Origin of the sequence: Salinimicrobium sp. 3283s (genome assembly GCF_039602225.1) — a bacterium.
GTDB lineage: Bacteria > Bacteroidota > Bacteroidia > Flavobacteriales > Flavobacteriaceae > Salinimicrobium > Salinimicrobium profundisediminis.
On sequence record NZ_CP143631.1, the window covers coordinates 2,014,028 to 2,031,598 of the forward strand.

Here is a 17,571-nt window from a genome sequence, read left to right on the forward strand (position 1 = left end):
TTCAGGCTGTTTTTAATTCCGTCTGGGCATTTCTCAACTTTTCTTCTTCCAAAATCTTCAGGGCTTTTTTGTATTCCACAGGCATAACTTTTATAAAGCCAGTAGCAGCAGTTTCCCAGGCTTCCAGTATTTCTTTGGCTACATCACTTTGGGTATAACTGTGGTGATTCTGGATGAGTGTTTTTAATTCTTCCAGGTTTTCTTCGGAAGGTTTCTCCAAATCGATCATTTCCATATTAAAGTTATGGCTATCTACTTTATTTTGAGGATCGTAGATATAGGCTACTCCGCCGCTCATTCCGGCAGCGAAATTCCTTCCGATGTTCCCAAGTATCACTGCAACGCCTCCGGTCATATATTCACAACCATGGTCGCCAATTCCCTCGATAACTGCCCTGGCACCCGAGTTTCGGACGCAAAAGCGCTCTCCTCCAATTCCGTTGATGTAAGCCTCGCCGTTTGTGGCACCGTAAAGGGCAACGTTTCCAATAATGACATTCTCATTTGATTTGAAAGTTGCGGTTGAAGGTTTTTTAACTGATAATGTGGCGCCACTTAAGCCTTTTCCGAAGTAATCATTGGTATTTCCTTCTACATTAAGTGTAAGGCCCCGGGTGGCAAATGCACCAAAACTCTGGCCTGCAGCTCCCGTAAAATTAAGGGTAAGGGTGTTTTTTGGTAAACCTTTTGCCCCGTGGATTTTTGAGATCTCGTTGCTGATTATAGCGCCTGTAGTCCTGTTGATATTTGTAATAGGAAAATCCAGCTTCATCTTTTCTTTCCTGTATATGGCCGGATGTGCCTGTCTCAGGATCTCAAAATCTAAAACATCATCAAGGCGATGGTCCTGCTGCTTTGAATTGTATAAAGTCATGCTTTCATCAATATCCGGCTTGTATAGGATGTTAGAAAGATCAATTCCCTGGGCTTTGTAGTGCTCTATGGCTTTGTTCATATCCAGTTTCTGGCTTTGCCCTACCATTTCATTAATGGTTCTATAACCCAGATCGGCCATGATTTGCCGTAGCTCCTGTGCAACAAAATACATGAAGTTGATCACGTGCTCGGGGGTGCCTTTAAAGTTCTTTCGCAGCTCAGGATCCTGGGTGGCGATGCCCACGGGGCAGGTGTTCAAGTGACAGGCACGCATCATGATACAACCCGAAGCTACCAGTGGTGCTGTCGAGAAACCAAATTCTTCGGCTCCCAGCAGGCATGCTATGGCTACGTCTCTTCCTGTTTTTAACTGTCCGTCACATTCCACTACAATCCGGCTTCGCAGGTCATTGAGGAGCAGGGTTTGCTGTACCTCGGCTATTCCCAGTTCCCATGGGAGTCCGGCATGGCGCAAAGATGTAAGGGGAGCGGCTCCCGTACCACCGTCATAACCCGAAACCAGGACCACATCTGCTTTGGCTTTTGCTACCCCGGCTGCAATCGTACCTACGCCAACTTTAGAAACGAGCTTAACGTTGATTCGCGCTTCCCGGTTTGCGTTTTTAAGATCAAAAATAAGCTGGGCAAGATCTTCAATAGAATAGATGTCATGGTGTGGCGGCGGTGAGATAAGCCCCACATAAGGGGTGGAATTTCTCGTCTTTGCAATCTCCTGATTTACCTTTGGGCCAGGTAAATGCCCGCCTTCTCCCGGTTTTGCACCCTGGGCCATCTTGATCTGGATCTCCTGTGCATTGGTGAGGTAATTGATAGAAACACCAAACCTTCCTGAAGCTACCTGCTTAATGGCCGAATTTCTCCAGTCGCCATCGGGGCTTTTGTGAAAACGGCTTTCATCTTCTCCTCCTTCACCCGAATTACTTTTACCTTTCATCCGGTTCATTGCGATTGATAAATTCTCGTGTGCTTCTTTGCTGATGGAACCAAAAGACATAGCTCCTGTCTTAAACCTTTTTACAATCTCCGTCCACGGTTCTACTTCTTCTATAGGTACCGGGTTGAGATCTTTGAACTTAAACATTCCCCGTATGGTCATGAGGTTGCGGGTTTGTTCATTCACCAGCCTCGAATATTCCTCATAGCTTTTTGGGTTATTTTGTTTCACTGCCTGCTGGAGCTTTGCAACAGTGGCGGGGTTAAACATATGTCTTTCCCCGTTTCTCCTCCATCTGTAATCTCCACCTATTTCGAGATCCATACCCTTTTGATCCTCTGCGGGATTAAAAGCTTTGCGGTACCTCTTCTGAATTTCTTTTTCAACCTCATACAGGCCTATTCCTTCTATACGGGTAGGCGTACTGCAGAAATATTTGTTTACAAATTTTTTGTTGAGCCCCAGGATCTCAAAGATCTGTGCCCCGCGGTAGGAGTGCAGGGTAGAGATCCCAATCTTATTCATGATCTTGATGATTCCTTTTCCCACTGCAGTATTGAAGTTTTGAACGGCAACTTCGGGGTCTGTCACATCCAGCTCTTTCTTTTCTACCAGGTCATAAATGATCTCATTTACCATGAACGGATTGATCGCACTGGCGCCATAACCAAACAACAACGCAAAATGATGAGGTTCACGCGGTTCGGCAGACTCTATTACAATCTCAAAGCCAGATCTTTTATGATGTTTTTTTACGGTGTGATGCACGTATGAACAAGCCAGCAGCGATGGAATGGGCGCCAGGTCTTTATTGGTATTACGGTCTGAAAGTATGATGATGTTACATCCATTGTCAACCGCTGCGGTAATCTCAATGATGATCTCATCCAGTCGCTCTTCCATACCGTTAAGCCCTTTATCAGCCTGGTATAGGATGGGGATAGAAACAGCTTTAAATCCGGGGATGTCTATATATCTGATTTTGTCAAGGTCTTCATTAGAGATCACGGGATTCTGGATACGGAGTTTTTTAGCATGTTCAGGCGTTATCTCAAAAAGGTTCCTGTCTTCTCCTAAAGAAAGGCTGATGTCTGTAACAATTTCTTCCCTTATTCCGTCCAGGGGCGGATTGGTCACCTGTGCAAATAGCTGCTTAAAGTAATTGAACAAAAGCTGCGGCTTGTCTGAAAGTACTGCAAGCGGAGTGTCAGACCCCATAGAACCTATTGCTTCCTTTGACAAATTTGCCATGGGCGCAATGATGGTATTGATATCTTCCTGGGTATAACCAAAAAGTTTTTGTCTTGTCTTGAAATCGGTTTTTTCTACAGGAGTTTTATTTCCGGTGTAGGGAACATTAGAAAGCGGTAGTAAATTTTCATCAAGCCACTGCTGGTATGGTCTTTCAGCAACAATATTGCTCTTAACTTCTTCATCTTCAATGATCCTTCCTTCATTCATATCTACAAGGAACATTCGGCCCGGTTCAAGACGTCCATGCCGTGCCACATTTTCGGGGGCTATTTCAATGACTCCTGTTTCCGAAGCCATTACCACGTACCCATCTTTGGTTACGGTATAGCGCGAAGGGCGTAATCCATTCCTGTCCAAAAGGGCTCCAATGTAGTTGCCATCTGTAAAGGGAATAGAAGCGGGCCCATCCCAGGGTTCCATGATACACGAATTGTATTCGTAAAATGCCTTTTTTGCGGGGTTCATCACAGGATTTTTTTCCCATGCTTCAGGAACCATCATCATAATGGCTTCGGGCAGGGAGCGGCCGGTGTGTAAAAGAAGTTCCAGCACCGTATCCATAGAGGCAGAATCTGACTTTCCTTCGGCAGTAACAGGAAGTATCTCCTTAATATACTCTCCTAAAAGGTCACTTTTAAAGAGCTCTTCCCGGTCTTTCATTCGGCTTAAGTTGCCCCGCAGCGTGTTGATCTCTCCATTGTGGCACATATATCTAAAAGGTTGTGCGAGATCCCAGCTCGGGAAGGTATTGGTAGAGAATCGCTGGTGTACCAGGGCGAGCTTGGTTACCAGGTCGTGGTCATTAAGATCGGTATAGTAAATATTAATATCTTCGGGCATAAGCAGCCCTTTGTAAATAATAGTTGTTGTAGAAAGGCTGGCTACATAGAAGTGAAAGGAATCGGAAAGCGAAGATTCCTCTACTTTGTGTTCAGCTATTTTACGCGCCGTGAAAAGTCGGGCATTAAATTCTTTTTCTGAAATCTCCTCATCCTTGCCAATAAAGATTTGCTGCACATTGGGTTCACTAAGGGCGGCAACGCTTCCAAGACAGGATTTGTCTACCGGCACTTCCCGCCAGCCCAGCATTTTTAAATGCTGCCTGTTTATCTCTTTTTCAAAGATCTCCTTTACAATTTTGCGCTGGTTGGCCGCAGGTGGTAAAAAGACCATTCCTACTGCATATTCTTTAGGGTTGGGGATCTCAAAATCACATACTTTTTTAAAGTAAGCGTGTGGGATTTCTATTAAAATACCCGCGCCGTCTCCGGTTCTGCCATCTGCACTCACAGCACCGCGATGCTCCAGTCTCACCAGGATGTTAAGTGCTTTATGAATAATATCGTTGGTCCTTTTGCCCTTTAAATTGCAAATAAAACCTGCGCCACAATTGTCGTGTTCAAATTCGGGGGAGTAGAGTCCCTGTTGCTTCATTCTCATATAGATCTCCTTGGAAAAAAATTACTGAATATCCAGCAAAATAGCCATTTCTGTAATAATAGAATAACGAAATTTCTATTTTAATACATTAAATAGTGATTTGAGAATATAATTCGATTAAAATGATAAATTAGGAATATAGTGGAATCATATTAAGAATTATGCAATTCAAAATGGATGAGATTTTTCTGCGGAAGGCTGGGGAATTGCAAAGAAATAAGACGGGGTAAAACTGAAGTAGAACGCGTCGTAACCGGAGATTTACAGATGTCCAAAAATGGCATATTTGACAGGTATTTTTTGTAACAGACCTAACCTGATAAATATCATGGTTTTAGGGCAATGTTTTTCCGACTTTCAGTCTTTCCCGGTCATCCAGCATTTTTTGATGGAATATAAAATCTACATAGCAGGAGGAATTGTGACAATTCTCGTTGTGGCCCTGTACTGGATCTTTATTAACAGGAACAGCAAGTAGACCTACTGCTTTTTCCCCTTCCTGTTTCAAATTACCGAATCTGGAAAAGATGGCAAGAGGCAGGACTTTGTGAGAAATGAACCAATCACCACTAACCAAAAACTAATTGAGGGAACTGGGTAAAAACCCGTAATACTTTTTAAAGGCTACCGTAAAGTGCTGCGGATTCTTATAACCTACTTCATAAGAGGCTTCAGAAACCGACATTTTCTCATGGGTGATAAGTTCTTTCGCTTTTTCCATGCGCAACCCGGTGATGTACTTAAAAATTGTGGTGGAATGCACCTTTTTGAAACTCTGTTTGAGTTTAGAGGTGTTGAGGCCTGCTATGGGAGCAAGTTCGTTGATGGTGAGGTTTTTTCTGAAGTTCTTTTTAATGTGCTCCTCCACCCGTAAAATTCCTGTGTACTCCTTTTTTGGAAGGTGATCTTCCTGTGAAACACTATTTTTCGCGCCATCGTCTACCAGAAAGCTCAGTAACATGGCGGTAATTCGGGCTTCGAGGTAAATCTTTTTAATATGTCCGCAGTAACGGCAACTAATTATTTCCCGTATGTGTTGCTGCAATTCTACCGGAATGATCCGGCTTTCCTCCCACAACAGGAACGGGTGGTCCTCTTTAATTCCATCTTTTAATGAAGATAATCCGCTGTAATCAGGGCCCATGATCTTCCGAAGTAATTTTTCTGTAAACAGCACTTCCAGGGTTTTTCGGGAAGAAGATTTAAAGTGCAAACAGCCTTCGGGCCGGGGCAGGTAAAAGATATTGAAATGGCCTGCAGGTATAGAAATTGCAGGAAAAGAAGGATCTATTGGGCAAAAATTATAATCTCCCTCCAGTTCAAAATGCAGTTTAAAAAGAGGCGAATTTCCCGAAATATTTATCGAATAACCTGCCGAAGCTTCCAGGTCCTGGGTAATTAAACAAAAATGGTCCAGGTGCAACTCCTGCATGCTGCCTTTAACAACCTCCCTGTCAATAATAAAAGTTTCTTCACTGAAGGCATCGGCGCAAAAATCTTTGCTGAAAGTCTTTACTACAGCATTTTCTTCAAAAAAAGAACTTTCTAACCTGAATTTCATTTGTCTTGTCGCCTGACTTCCTTTTAAATAACATCACTAAAGGGCCGGGGTGGGCATATTATTCTTTTCACGTAAGTAAAAATTCCTTTTGCGTTACCCAACGGCAAGCCTCTCCCTTTACTTTTGCCAAAGGTAATTATTTTTATTAAATCTAAATAAGCACATTCTTTTGAAATCTGCATCTACATATATCTGGTCTGTTTTCTTCTGCTTTTTTTCGGTGGTATTGTTTGGCCAAACAGCTAAAAATTCCGTGGAAAAGGCCGGGCGGGAAGTTAGTGCTACATATACTGTTTCCGGTTATTTAAAAGACCACAATGGATATTCTTCAGCCAATGTTGCAGTTATTCTCTCAAATACTTCGGAAGAATTCAAAGCCACATCAAATTATTCAGGTTATTATGAGATTTCAGGGGTGCCTTCAGGGTCATATATAATCGAACTTCGGAAGGATAACCACATTGAATATGGCGAAGTGATCATTAATGGGGAAGACGTGGTGCAGAACTTTCAGATTAAAAATAAAGGAGATTATGAACTGAGTGAGGTGCTTCTGAATGTAGAATCTGTAAAATCTGAAATTGAAAAAAAAGGTTTTGCGGTAAATGTCATAGAAACAGAAGAAGCTGCGGTAAGAAATATCCAGACCAACGAACTCCTGAACAGGAGTGTGGGGGTGAAAATAAGACAGGGTGGTGGTTTGGGTTCTTCTGTAGACTATAACCTCAACGGGATGTCTGGTAACTCAATCCAGATTTTTATTGACGGAATCCCGCTTTCGTCTTACGGTTCTTCCTTCGACCTTAGCAGCATTAGCCCTAGCATGATAGAGCGTATTGATGTTTATAAAGGCGTGGTTCCTGCCGAACTGGCTTTCGATGCCCTGGGAGGTGCCATAAATGTCATTTTGAAAGATGATTTTAGAACCCAGATCAATGCTTCAGTCTCTTACGGCTCATTCAATACTTTCCAATCCAATTTCAATGCAGTTTACCAGGCAGAGAATTCCGGGTTTTTTGTGAAAGCTTCAGGATTTTACAACCATTCCGATAATGATTACGAGGTTTGGGGAAGGAATGTGTATAACATTCAGCCAAATGGGAGATATGAATATGTAAGGGTGAAGAGGTTCAATGATGAATACTCTTCCCGTGGCGGAATTCTAGAAGCAGGTTTCAAAAAGGTCAATTGGGCCGATAAATTTTCTGTGGGATATACGGCTTCAGATTCTTACAACGAAATTCAGCATGGTGCATACATGACCATCCCATATAAAGGAAGGTTCATGGAAGCCCAGGCGGGTATTGTGAACCTCACATACGAGAAATCTGACCTTTTTATTAAAGGGCTTGACCTTAATTTTCACGGTATATATAACGAGCGCAAAAGAACTATAAATGATACCGTGACCTGGACCTACAACTGGTCTGGTGAACTTAGCCGCGACCGAAAAGGAGATCCTATACCGTCGCAGCGGGGAGCACAGCAGGGAGCGCCTACCATTGCAAATATTTACCGGGATATTTACTCTTTTAGGGGAGGACTTACTTACTCCTTTAACAACAACCACAAAATTGGCCTGCACCATGTGCTTTACCATATTTCGAGAGAGCAGAATGATGAGCTTTGGAACGGGATAAGAAAGAACTTCATTGAAACCCGTGAGCTTGAAAAGAATATTTCCTCTTTTTCTTATGAGTCGAGATGGTTCAATGATAAATTAAAGGCCAATATCTTCGGAAAGTACTACCAGCAAAAAACCAGGCAAATGGACCCAGGTGTAGAAACCATTGACGGGCAAGAGGTGCGGGTAGAAGAATACTTCAGCAATAATTTCGCTTATACGGGATACGGGATGGCCCTTTCTTACCTGGTGAACTCGGGCATTGCCATCTTAGGTTCCGCAGAAAAAGCCCTCAGGCTTCCTACCGATAACGAGATCTTTGGGGATGTAGGAGAAAATGTTGCCGAAAATTCAGGACTGGAACCCGAACAAAGCAATAATTATAACCTCGGATTCAAGATCGGCCCGTACAAAATTGCTGAACACAGCGTCTCTCTCTACGCTTCCGGGTTTTTAAGGGACACACGCGGCATGATTGTAAGGGAACCCCAAATGACCTTGAATGATGCACAACAAACTGCTCCTTTTGTAAACCTGAGAGGAACAGAGTCTAAAGGCTTTGATGCAGAATTAAATTATATTTTTAAAGATAATCTCAACCTGCTGGTCAACCTGTCCAAATTCAATACCAGGATGAGTACAAAGTATGATTCTAATGGTAAAGTTCTGTTTAACTACAACGTGCAAATACCAAGTGAACCGTTCTTTACTGCCAATGCTTCGGCCCGGTATTCCTTCAAAAATGTGTTTCAGAAGGAATCTTTACTAAACATCTATTATAACTATGCTTTTGTTGACTCCTTTTACAATGTATGGGTGGTGAATAAAAGGAGCGGACTTGAAAACTCGATGGTCCCCGAACAACATATACAGGATGTGGGATTGAGCTATGTTTTTCCAAAAAAGAATCTCGTTGTGAGCTTTGATGCCAACAACGTATTCAACAAACAGGCTTATGACAATTTTGCCGTGCAGAAGCCGGGAAGAGCCTTCTATTTAAAACTCAATTATTCAATCAATAAATTCTAAATTATTAAACATGAAAAATAGATTTACAAGACTATTTGGTTATACCGCTGTAGTTGGACTATTAAGCCTGTCTACGGCATGTAGCAGCGATGATGACATCAATTCACCAGATCCCGAGCCAAATCCCACAGAAAGCAGATGGATTACCATCGCTGGAGCCGTGATGGACGAAACTCCGGGTAACGGTAACGGCGGAACCGTGCTTTATTCTATTTCAAAAGAAAATGCTGAAGATCCCAACTATGCGATCAATGTTTTTGATAACGGTTTCCAGGTGAGATCTCAAAGAACAGCGAGATTACAATCTTCGGTAGATGGTTCTACTATGTTCAACATTGCTTACGGGGGTGACAATGGAGGTGAATTCTCAAAGTACATCGTTAATGGAGGTGATAACTTTGAACCAACAGGAGGCCTGGTGAATATCTCACAATATGCAGGGACTTCTCCAAGATGGGTAAAACTTTTTGACGGAGATAAAACCGGGGTAGCCGTTAGTGTAACCAGCCCTATGGTAAATGATGGGGACACTTACGAGTACACAAGAGGTACAGCGACCATCGTTACCATAGATATGGAGAACGTTGAGATCTCGAATAACATCTCTTTTGAACTCCCACTGCCTGCAGAAGAAGAGGCAGCAGGGCACCACATTTTTAGGTTAGATACGCCTGTACTTAACGCTGCAGGAGATAAATTGATCATTGGTACCTGGATGGGGAAAACAGACCCTGCTACAGGAGAACGCGACGCGAACGCCTATGAAAGACTGGGATCAAAAGCGGTGGTTGTAGATTACCCATCATTAGAAAATCCTAAGATCATTACTTCTACTGTAGGATTTGGTGACACCAGCGGTTACCGTAGCTTTAACAGCTTTTTAGCCGAAGACGGTAATATTTACCAGGCTACTCAAAGAGATCCGGGTGGTTCTCATATTCTAAAGATCAATACAGATAATGAATATGATAACAGCTATGATTTTAGCCTTGATGAAGCCCTTAACGTTACAGGTTCATACATCCAGAGCTGGAGATATGTGAAAAATGGTATCGCTTATGTAATGTACACCCACGACGATGCAGCGACTACCAGCTTTAGCGCCAGCACCCAGCAGAGTTTCCTTGCAAGAGTAGATCTTAATGCCAAAACTGCACAAAAAGTAGACCTGCCTTATGAGCCAGATATGTACTTTTTCCAGTACCAGGGCTTTGTGGTAGATGGAGATAATGTTTATGTTACTGTTTCCCCGGTTGGGAAAGACGGGAATATCTATGTTATTAACAGTGTAACAGGTGAAGTGACCAAAGGGGCGCAACTGCTTAACGAACCAGGAAACCATTTCATCGGAGTGTTTTAATTTTGAATTAGCTTATCATATCTTACTCCACAGTTCCGGCTACAGCTTTTTGTGCCGGAACTTTAAATTTCTTTCAATGAAGAATAAAAAGAAAAAATACGGCATTAGAAAGTTCCTCAATGACGTTCATCTATGGCTTGGCCTTGCCAGTGGGATCATCCTTTTCCTGGTTTGTTTCAGCGGAACTGTACTCACTTTTGAGAAGGAAATTAAAAATGTTTTTGCTGAAGATTTCAAGGTCTCGGGTACGCAGGCTATGGAAATTGAAGCACTCACTGAAGTATTGCAGCAGGAAGGAGAGGTCTCTTCGGTAAGTATTCCTGCTGAAGCCGGGAAACCTTACGAATTCCGGGTAAAGACATCTCCCGAAGATCGTCGCGGCACCACCTTCTACGTAGATCCCTACACCGGTGATTACATGCAGACCAAAAAGTCTTCGCTCGACGATTTTTTTATGTGGAATTTCAGGATGCACAGATGGCTGCTTTTAGATTCGGCTATAGGTCGTCCCATTGTAGGAATAGCCACAATTATCTTCTTTATTCTTTCCCTGAGTGGCGTTGTACTTTGGTTCCCAAAAAAGCTGAAGTGGAAAAACATGAAGAGCGGCTTTAAAATCAAAACCTCGGCCAACTGGAAACGCATCAATCACGACCTTCACAATACACTCGGATTTTACGCCTGTATTGTATTGGTCATCATGACCCTCACCGGACTCTTCTGGAGTTTTGAGTGGTACCGCGAAGCAGGGAGTGCAGTTTTGGGTACAAAAGTCTTTAACAGGGGTGGAGGACCTTCCTTTACTTCCAATGAAAATATAACTGAAGCCGATTTAGCCTCAATAGCCTCTATCTACAACATTTCTTCGGAAGAACTCAACTATGAAGGCACCACCACAATTTCATTCCCTTCCGAAAGGGAGCAGGTGTACAAAATAAGAAAGACCAACGACAACGGCTGGTCTCCTGTGACTTCAGATCAATTGGTGATAGATCGCGATGGTACAGTTTTGAACAAAGAGATCTTTAGTGAAAAACCCCTTAATGTACAGGTGGCTTCCCTCATCAAACCAATACATACAGGAGAGATCTTCGGAACTTTCTCCAAGATTATCTATTTCCTGGCCTGTCTCATCGCGACCACATTGCCCATTACCGGTACGCTGATATGGCTTAACAAGATGAAAAAGAAGAAACCGAAGAATAGAGCCAGGAAACAAGAGGAAAGAGTCAAGACTGTTACGGAATAAATTTTTGCGGGTTTCGGGTTGCCAGTTGTCAGTTGCGGGTTGCGCGTTTGTGGAGTCCTGATTAGAGTTGACCATTTTTAGAAGTTGGATGATTCTATTAACTCCCGCACCGCATATTTCTGCCCACTGACCACGGAGCACTGGACACTTCTATTTTCGCCCTTCTAACTTCTAAAATCGTACTTTTACAGGGCTATGAAAAAGACCTTCAGCTACCTGTGGCCGCTCACCAAAAAGTACAACTCCAATTACAATGGGAAACTGGAAGTCACCTGGATCAACGGGCGCAAGGTGCTTGACAGCAGTAACGCCAATTATTCTTACGGTGCCCTTCAGGAAGTGCTTGACCACGGCTTTGCAGAAGTGCGTGCAGATCGTGCTGCCCCGGTGCTGCTTCTGGGCCTGGGAGGCGGTAGTGCAATTCCCCTGCTTCGGAACAAATATGGCTACTACGGAAAAATTACTGCTGTAGAACTTGATGCTGCAGTTATAGAAATTGCCAAAAATGAGTTTAATATTGAAGCACATCAACCCCTCGAGTTGCTGTGTGCCGATGCTGAAGCATTTGTTGCCTCTTCGCAACAGCAGTTCGGGTTTATAATCATTGACCTCTTCCTGGATCTCAAGGTGCCGGCGCAGTTCTTTACCGATGCTTTCTGGAAGCATGTTGCAGCATTATTACCGGCAGATGGGAAAGTGCTTTTCAATGCCGGAATAAATGAGGCGCACCAGGAGCAGATCGACTACCTGCTCAAAAATGACACTTTAGGCATCCATTTTCAGAAGAAGGAAAATGTCTACGGAAGTAACACCCTGCTGCTTGGGGAACGAAAGTAAAGCTGAAGCCTTTCTTTTGCCTGGTAGACCACGAGAGATAAAATATGAGCTCTCAAAAATGGCATTTTTGGGACTCCATTTCCGGAATTATGTGAATAATACTTGGTGCTGAGGTTTATCTTCAGCTTTATTCCATTATTCAGGATATTTTCAGAAAAAGGGATCTCGTAAGTCTTTGTCATTAATGTCTGAAGAAGTTAAGGAAGAAACATCAGTGTCAAAAATGGCATTTTTGAAGGTCTATTTCCATAAATCTTCTTCAGTAGATGGCATAAAAAGGAATCGCTAAGGTTTAGGTGCAGCGAACCCTTCAGAAGTAATATTTCGGAACACTAAAAAAGAAAAAAAGGCTATCCTAAAAAAGCTTTACACGTCATTTAACACCAGAACATCATTATTTAAATGATTCCGTGTCAAAACTCCTGAAATAAATTCAGGGGTGACGGGAAAAGAGTTTTTAAGACAGCCTCTGTAAGTGGATACTTTGAGGAATGGTACTAATTTACTGTTCCTGTAGTATTTTTGTCAAAAGTTCTTATTGCTTAAGATAATTTGGCCTTGATCTGGTCTTTATTATCTCTCACAAGGGTGTAGGCATAATATCCGGCTCCTGCGACAGCTCCCCATTTAAGGAGACTTCCTGTCCACTGAAGTCCTTTTTTGGCAGCCCAAAGTTTTACTACTTTTTCACCTGTGTCTTTTGCATTTCTCTTCAAATCCATTTTTGTTGGTTTTTAAGGTTCTTTTTCAAGATCGGGAAGTAATGGGTTATCTTGCGTTAAAGGCTTTCCAAATAACACTTTTTTAACCCTTAAGCCTTTCCTGTGGGCTTAATCATTAATTCGTTAACATTTACGCTGTTAGGCTGGGATACGGCGTACAGCACAGCATCGGCAATGTTTTGAGGTTCAAGTTTGGGTTCGTCGCCAGAATAGTCTTTTTCTTCCAGTAATTCCTTGTCGGTAATATCATCCCTTAGGTTAGTGGCAACAGTTCCGGGTTCAATAGAGGTAACGCGGATGTTGAACTCGGGAGAGAGTTCCATTCTCATGGCACGGGAAAGGGCAATGACCGCGGCTTTTGAAGCGCCGTAAACCGCACCGCCTTTAAATACCTCTATCCCGTCTACAGAAGCAATATTTATAATGTGCCCGTTCATTTGGTTCTTCATGGCCGGTAACACCGCATTGATGCAACGCAAAGTCCCTTTTACGTTCACTTCAATGGTCTCAAGCCACTCTTCAAGATGTTGATTTTTGAGGTAAGTAAGCGGCATTACGCCGGCACAGTTCACAAGAATGTGCACTTCCCCAAATTCGTCCCAGATATCTTTAAAAGCACCTTCTACACTTTCAGAATCTGTGACATCCATTCGCACCACCAGGCTCTTATTTTTTAATTCGTCCTGTAGGTCGTTTAATTTTTGAATATTTCGGCTGGCCAATGCCACTTTACATCCGGCCCCAGAAAGGGCTTTTGCAATTGCTCTTCCAATTCCGCTGCTTGCCCCGGTCACTATGGCCACCTTGTCCTGTAATTCCATCTTTCAGTTTTTCTTTAAAAGATAAGATTTGTGAAGAAGGTACAGGGGTTGAATAACAGGAATTTAACGTCTCTGTCTAATATTTCTGAAGGAAGGGGTTTTGTAATGTATGCTTCGGAAATACTTCAGAAGGAGTCAGGAAACACAGAAAATTATGATCAGAATATAGCTTTTTCCGAAGAAGATTTATTGCTGCCGACTCAGGTACATATTCATAAAGAGATTATGGGCCATATTCCTGGCTCTGTTCTTCGCAATGTTAGCTCTGTCGCCTTCAAAAAGTTCATCAAGGGTTTCATACCACATGTTGAGCCATTCGCCGAAATGTGCCTGTTCAATAGAATGATCAAATTCCCGGTCTACTTCTTTGTGTGCCCGCATTGGGTTGCCGCGAAATTTGCTCACCATAAACAGGTTGGTCTCCCAGAAATCGGTAAGCTTCTCAAGGTGGGCCGGCCAGTCATTAATAGTGTCATTAAAGAAGTGGCCAATCTTTTTGTTGGCGCGCACTTTGGTATAAAATGTAGAAACCAGGAGAAAGACATCCTCCCGGTTTTGTATATCGTTTTTCATAAGAAAATAATCTTTCTAATACCGCATAACCACGTTGATTATTAGCAGGAGCGCGCTAAGCAGGAGGCTGAAAATTAATGTATTAAAAACAAATTTTGGCTTTAACTGGGCTAAAACTGTTACCATATATGTCATACACACTGCAACAACCAGGAATAACTGGAACATTTGAATAAAATCATGCCCGTTCATTAAGATCACCATAGCCGCTGCAGCACCCAAACAGGTTGAAAGGATGATGGCCACCGCCGAATATCCTACATAAAGGTCTTCAAAATCTTTGTAAAGTGTGTTGTAAAGCTTCATAGCATAGTCGTTTTTAATTATGCTGTAAAATTAAGAGGATAGGCAAGGAGAGAATATGATTGGGATCATAAAACAGGACATTTATGTCTCAGATCTAAATCATAAGAAGCTGGTAATGAACTTTTACCGGTACACTTTTCGCTTTTTTATTTGAAGTTCGCCTTTCTTTTCAAGAGATTTGGTGGCACGTATCACAGTCTCCACGCGCAGCCCGGTAAGATCGGCGAGTTGTTGCCGGGTAAGGTTAAGCCGGTAAGTAAACTTTCCATCTACCTTATCTACATGCTTTAGGTAATCTATGATACGAAGAATTCTGTGTTCGGGTTCCTGGCTCGATATTTCTGAAACCATGATGGCTTTGTAATAAAGCCTTTTTGCAAGGGTTTCGGTGATCTTGAGGTGGACTTTTGGATTTGACGAAAGCAGTTCTAAAAATTGCTCTTTTGAAAGCTGAAAGACTTCGGCATCTGAAATAGCTTCGGCATTTGCCGGATATTTCACGTTTGCCAGCAACGGCGGTTCTCCAAAACTCTGCCCGATAGAAAAAATACCCTGGATGAACTCTTTACCATCTTGGTTGTAATTGTTCATCTTAATCTCTCCTGAAGCTACCTGGTAGAAGTTGAGAGCCGATTCTCCTTCCCTAAACAATTGATCTCCTTTAGAAAAAGGCACCCTTTTGGCGCCGTGGTTAAGCAACAGGTTCTCGTCTATCATATATAACTACTGGTGGGAATTTATAAGCTCAACCAGGTTAGCTTTTGGTACCACGCCCGACTGTCGCCATAATTGTTCTCCTTTTTTAAACAGAATAAGTGTGGGCACGCCACGCACCTGGAATTTTTCGGCCAGCGCCTGATTTCTGTCTACATCTATCTTCACAATTTTAACCTTGTCTCCAAGATCGGCTTTGACTTCTTTCAAAATAGGAGCCAATGTTTTGCAGGGGCCGCACCAGTCGGCAAAAAAATCTACAAGAACAGGCTTGTCATCCTGGATGATCTCACTGAATTTACTTTTCATATTTTTCTTTTTTAAGCTCTTTAAAGGTACTCAAAAATGGCATTTTTGGAAAGTATTTTCAGGTCTACCTTATTCCGGAGAGCCTTTTATGAGCTTCCTCTTCCAGGGCTGCCCTATGGTTGGGGTGAGTGATAGAGATGAGGGCTTTAGCTCTTTGTTTCAGGTTTTTTCCGTAGAGATTCACTACACCATACTCGGTAGCAATGTAGTGTACGTGTGCCCTGGTGGTGGTAACGCCTGCACCTTCTTTTAAATTAGGAACTATCTTGGAGATGCCTTTTAAAGTGGTTGATGGCATGGCAATAATTGCCTTGCCACCTTCAGAAAGGGAAGCGCCGCGAATAAAATCCATTTGTCCGCCCACGCCCGAGTACTGGTAGGTGCCAATGGTATCGGCGCAAACCTGCCCGGTAAGGTCTATTTCTATAGCACTGTTAATCGCTGTCACCTTCGGGTTTCTTCTGATAATCGCCGTATCGTTGGTGTAGGCTGCTTCCTTAAAATGGATCACGGGATTGTCATCTATGAAGTCGTATAATTTTGAGGAGCCAAGGGCAAAGCAGGTAACGATCTTTCCGGTTTTTACCTCTTTTTCTTCCCCGGTGATGATGCCTTTTTCTATGAGAGGCAAAACCCCGTCAGAAAACATTTCAGTATGAATTCCAAGGCGTTTGTGGTTCATGAGGTTGTTGAGCACCACATTTGGAATGGCGCCAATTCCCATTTGCAGGGTGGCTCCATCTTCAATGAGTTCGGCTACATTTTTTCCTATTTGCTTCTCAATTTCTGAAGCTTCTACAGGAAGGTGTGAGTGTAAAGGTAAACTTGCCTCTACTGCGGCTGTGATTTGGCTTACGTGAATAATCCCGTCACCGTGGGTTCTTGGTACCTGCGGATTTATTTGTGCAATAACTGTTTTAGCGGTTTGTATAGCCGGAAGTGTAATATCTACTGAAAGACCCAGCGAACAGAATCCGTGCTTATCGGGAGGGGAAACCTGTATAAAAGCTACATCAAGGGGTAAGATGTTCTTTCTGAATAGCAGGTGGATTTCACTTAGAAAAATAGGAATATAAGCCCCGTATTCCGAATTTATCGCATTGCGAACATTACCGGCAGCAAAACAGCTGTTCAGAGAAAATGATTCCCTGTACGGCGGCTGGGTATAACGTGCAGGGCCTTCGGTATGTATGTGGAAGATCTCCACGTTCTTTAGCTCTTTATGGCGCTCTACCAGGGCCTCAATAAGAATATTTGGTGTCATGGCCGCTCCCTGGATGAATATCCTGTTACCCGATTTTACATAAGACACGGCCTGGGCAGCACTTACTAACTTCATATTGCTTATTTTTTTACCTGTAGATTAAATTGAATGTCTATTTCGTCTTTAACGACGATCATTCCAAATAGCTTTTTTGGAGCTTCAAGTCCGTAATCTTTTATGTTGAGGTGCAGCTTTCCTTTAAATTCAGCTATTGCAGCATTTTTTATGGCTACAGGCAACTCGTAAAATCTTTCTTTGCCTGCTATGGTGATGCCAACTTTTGCTACTGCTTTTGTGGGGGAAGACATGCTCACCTCGTTTAACTCGAGAAGTATCCTGGGGTGTTTATCTGTTTGCAGGAGGTCGTGAAAGTCGCGGTTAATACCTTTGCTCCCACAGTCAAAGCCTTTGTTGTTAAGGATGAGTACAGCTCCTGTAAATTCTATTTTACTGCCATTTTGGGTGAAGGTGATATTTTGAGAATCTTCTAAATATGAATTATCAAACTCACACTGGAATGCAGCAATATTAGAGTCCCCAATGATAGTGAGCTCACTGCTGGGGAGCACTGTGATGTTTCTTTTCTGAAAATCCTGCGCGCGTGTTACCGCACTACAGAAAAGTACCAATAAGACAAACGCAATTTTTTTCATTTTTTAAAGTTAAAAAAAATGGGG

Annotated in this window: 16 protein-coding genes; 4 read left to right on the plus strand and 12 right to left on the minus strand. The window is 42.7% G+C overall.

Going from position 1 to position 17,571, the window contains the following annotated elements:
- Window position 1: 1 nt before the first annotated feature.
- The 3 genes from gltB to VS868_RS08900 form a co-directional block, all read right to left on the minus strand.
- On the minus strand, window positions 2-4,525 hold the full coding sequence (gene gltB, locus VS868_RS08890) for a glutamate synthase large subunit (RefSeq protein ID WP_345596819.1): 4,524 nt from the start codon (window positions 4,523-4,525) through the stop codon (window positions 2-4).
- 334 nt (window positions 4,526-4,859) lie between these two features.
- A complete protein-coding gene (locus VS868_RS08895; RefSeq protein WP_345596822.1) occupies window positions 4,860-5,033 on the minus strand; it encodes a hypothetical protein in 174 nt (57 codons plus the stop codon).
- 72 nt (window positions 5,034-5,105) lie between these two features.
- A complete protein-coding gene (locus VS868_RS08900; protein ID WP_345596824.1) occupies window positions 5,106-6,086 on the minus strand; it encodes an AraC family transcriptional regulator in 981 nt (326 codons plus the stop codon).
- Between the two features lie 253 nt (window positions 6,087-6,339).
- Here VS868_RS08900 and VS868_RS08905 point away from each other — a divergent pair, with 253 nt between their 5' ends.
- The 4 genes from VS868_RS08905 to VS868_RS08920 all read left to right on the plus strand — a co-directional run bounded on the left by VS868_RS08905 (window position 6,340) and on the right by VS868_RS08920 (window position 12,185).
- Complete coding sequence (locus VS868_RS08905; RefSeq protein ID WP_345596826.1) at window positions 6,340-8,739, plus strand: TonB-dependent receptor; 2,400 nt, start codon at window positions 6,340-6,342, stop codon at window positions 8,737-8,739.
- A 10-nt stretch (window positions 8,740-8,749) separates the two neighbouring features.
- The gene (locus VS868_RS08910; RefSeq protein ID WP_345596828.1) at window positions 8,750-10,099 is read left to right on the plus strand and encodes a hypothetical protein; all 1,350 of its coding nucleotides are present in this window, start codon (window positions 8,750-8,752) and stop codon (window positions 10,097-10,099) included.
- A gap of 76 nt (window positions 10,100-10,175) precedes the next feature.
- The gene (locus tag VS868_RS08915; RefSeq protein WP_345596830.1) at window positions 10,176-11,348 is read left to right on the plus strand and encodes a PepSY-associated TM helix domain-containing protein; all 1,173 of its coding nucleotides are present in this window, start codon (window positions 10,176-10,178) and stop codon (window positions 11,346-11,348) included.
- Window positions 11,349-11,543: 195 nt separating this feature from the next.
- Entirely contained in the window at window positions 11,544-12,185 is a 642-nt protein-coding gene (locus tag VS868_RS08920; protein WP_345596832.1) for a fused MFS/spermidine synthase, read from the plus strand.
- Here the strand turns inward: VS868_RS08920 and VS868_RS08925 are convergent.
- The 9 genes from VS868_RS08925 to VS868_RS08965 form a co-directional block, all read right to left on the minus strand.
- On the minus strand, window positions 12,146-12,367 hold the full coding sequence (locus tag VS868_RS08925) for a hypothetical protein (RefSeq protein WP_345596834.1): 222 nt from the start codon (window positions 12,365-12,367) through the stop codon (window positions 12,146-12,148). The two genes, VS868_RS08920 and VS868_RS08925, sit on opposite strands and share 40 nt — an antisense overlap.
- Before the next feature lie 360 nt (window positions 12,368-12,727).
- Window positions 12,728-12,907, minus strand: a complete 180-nt coding sequence (locus tag VS868_RS08930) for a hypothetical protein (protein ID WP_345596836.1) — start codon at window positions 12,905-12,907, stop codon at window positions 12,728-12,730.
- 89 nt (window positions 12,908-12,996) lie between these two features.
- The gene (locus VS868_RS08935; RefSeq protein WP_345596838.1) at window positions 12,997-13,728 is read right to left on the minus strand and encodes an SDR family oxidoreductase; all 732 of its coding nucleotides are present in this window, start codon (window positions 13,726-13,728) and stop codon (window positions 12,997-12,999) included.
- A gap of 186 nt (window positions 13,729-13,914) precedes the next feature.
- On the minus strand, window positions 13,915-14,301 hold the full coding sequence (locus tag VS868_RS08940) for a group III truncated hemoglobin (RefSeq protein WP_345596840.1): 387 nt from the start codon (window positions 14,299-14,301) through the stop codon (window positions 13,915-13,917).
- A 15-nt stretch (window positions 14,302-14,316) separates the two neighbouring features.
- On the minus strand, window positions 14,317-14,607 hold the full coding sequence (locus VS868_RS08945; RefSeq protein WP_345596842.1) for a hypothetical protein: 291 nt from the start codon (window positions 14,605-14,607) through the stop codon (window positions 14,317-14,319).
- A 123-nt stretch (window positions 14,608-14,730) separates the two neighbouring features.
- Window positions 14,731-15,324, minus strand: a complete 594-nt coding sequence (locus VS868_RS08950; RefSeq protein WP_345596845.1) for a Crp/Fnr family transcriptional regulator — start codon at window positions 15,322-15,324, stop codon at window positions 14,731-14,733.
- A gap of 6 nt (window positions 15,325-15,330) precedes the next feature.
- Window positions 15,331-15,630 carry a thioredoxin gene (trxA, locus tag VS868_RS08955; protein ID WP_345596847.1) on the minus strand — a complete coding sequence of 100 codons (300 nt, stop codon included), beginning with the start codon at window positions 15,628-15,630 and terminating at the stop codon, window positions 15,331-15,333.
- Between the two features lie 64 nt (window positions 15,631-15,694).
- On the minus strand, window positions 15,695-16,969 hold the full coding sequence (locus tag VS868_RS08960) for an acetyl-CoA hydrolase/transferase C-terminal domain-containing protein (RefSeq protein ID WP_345596849.1): 1,275 nt from the start codon (window positions 16,967-16,969) through the stop codon (window positions 15,695-15,697).
- A gap of 5 nt (window positions 16,970-16,974) precedes the next feature.
- Window positions 16,975-17,547: a YceI family protein gene (locus tag VS868_RS08965; protein ID WP_345596851.1), complete on the minus strand. Its 573-nt coding sequence runs from the start codon at window positions 17,545-17,547 to the stop codon at window positions 16,975-16,977.
- Window positions 17,548-17,571 lie beyond the last annotated feature (24 nt).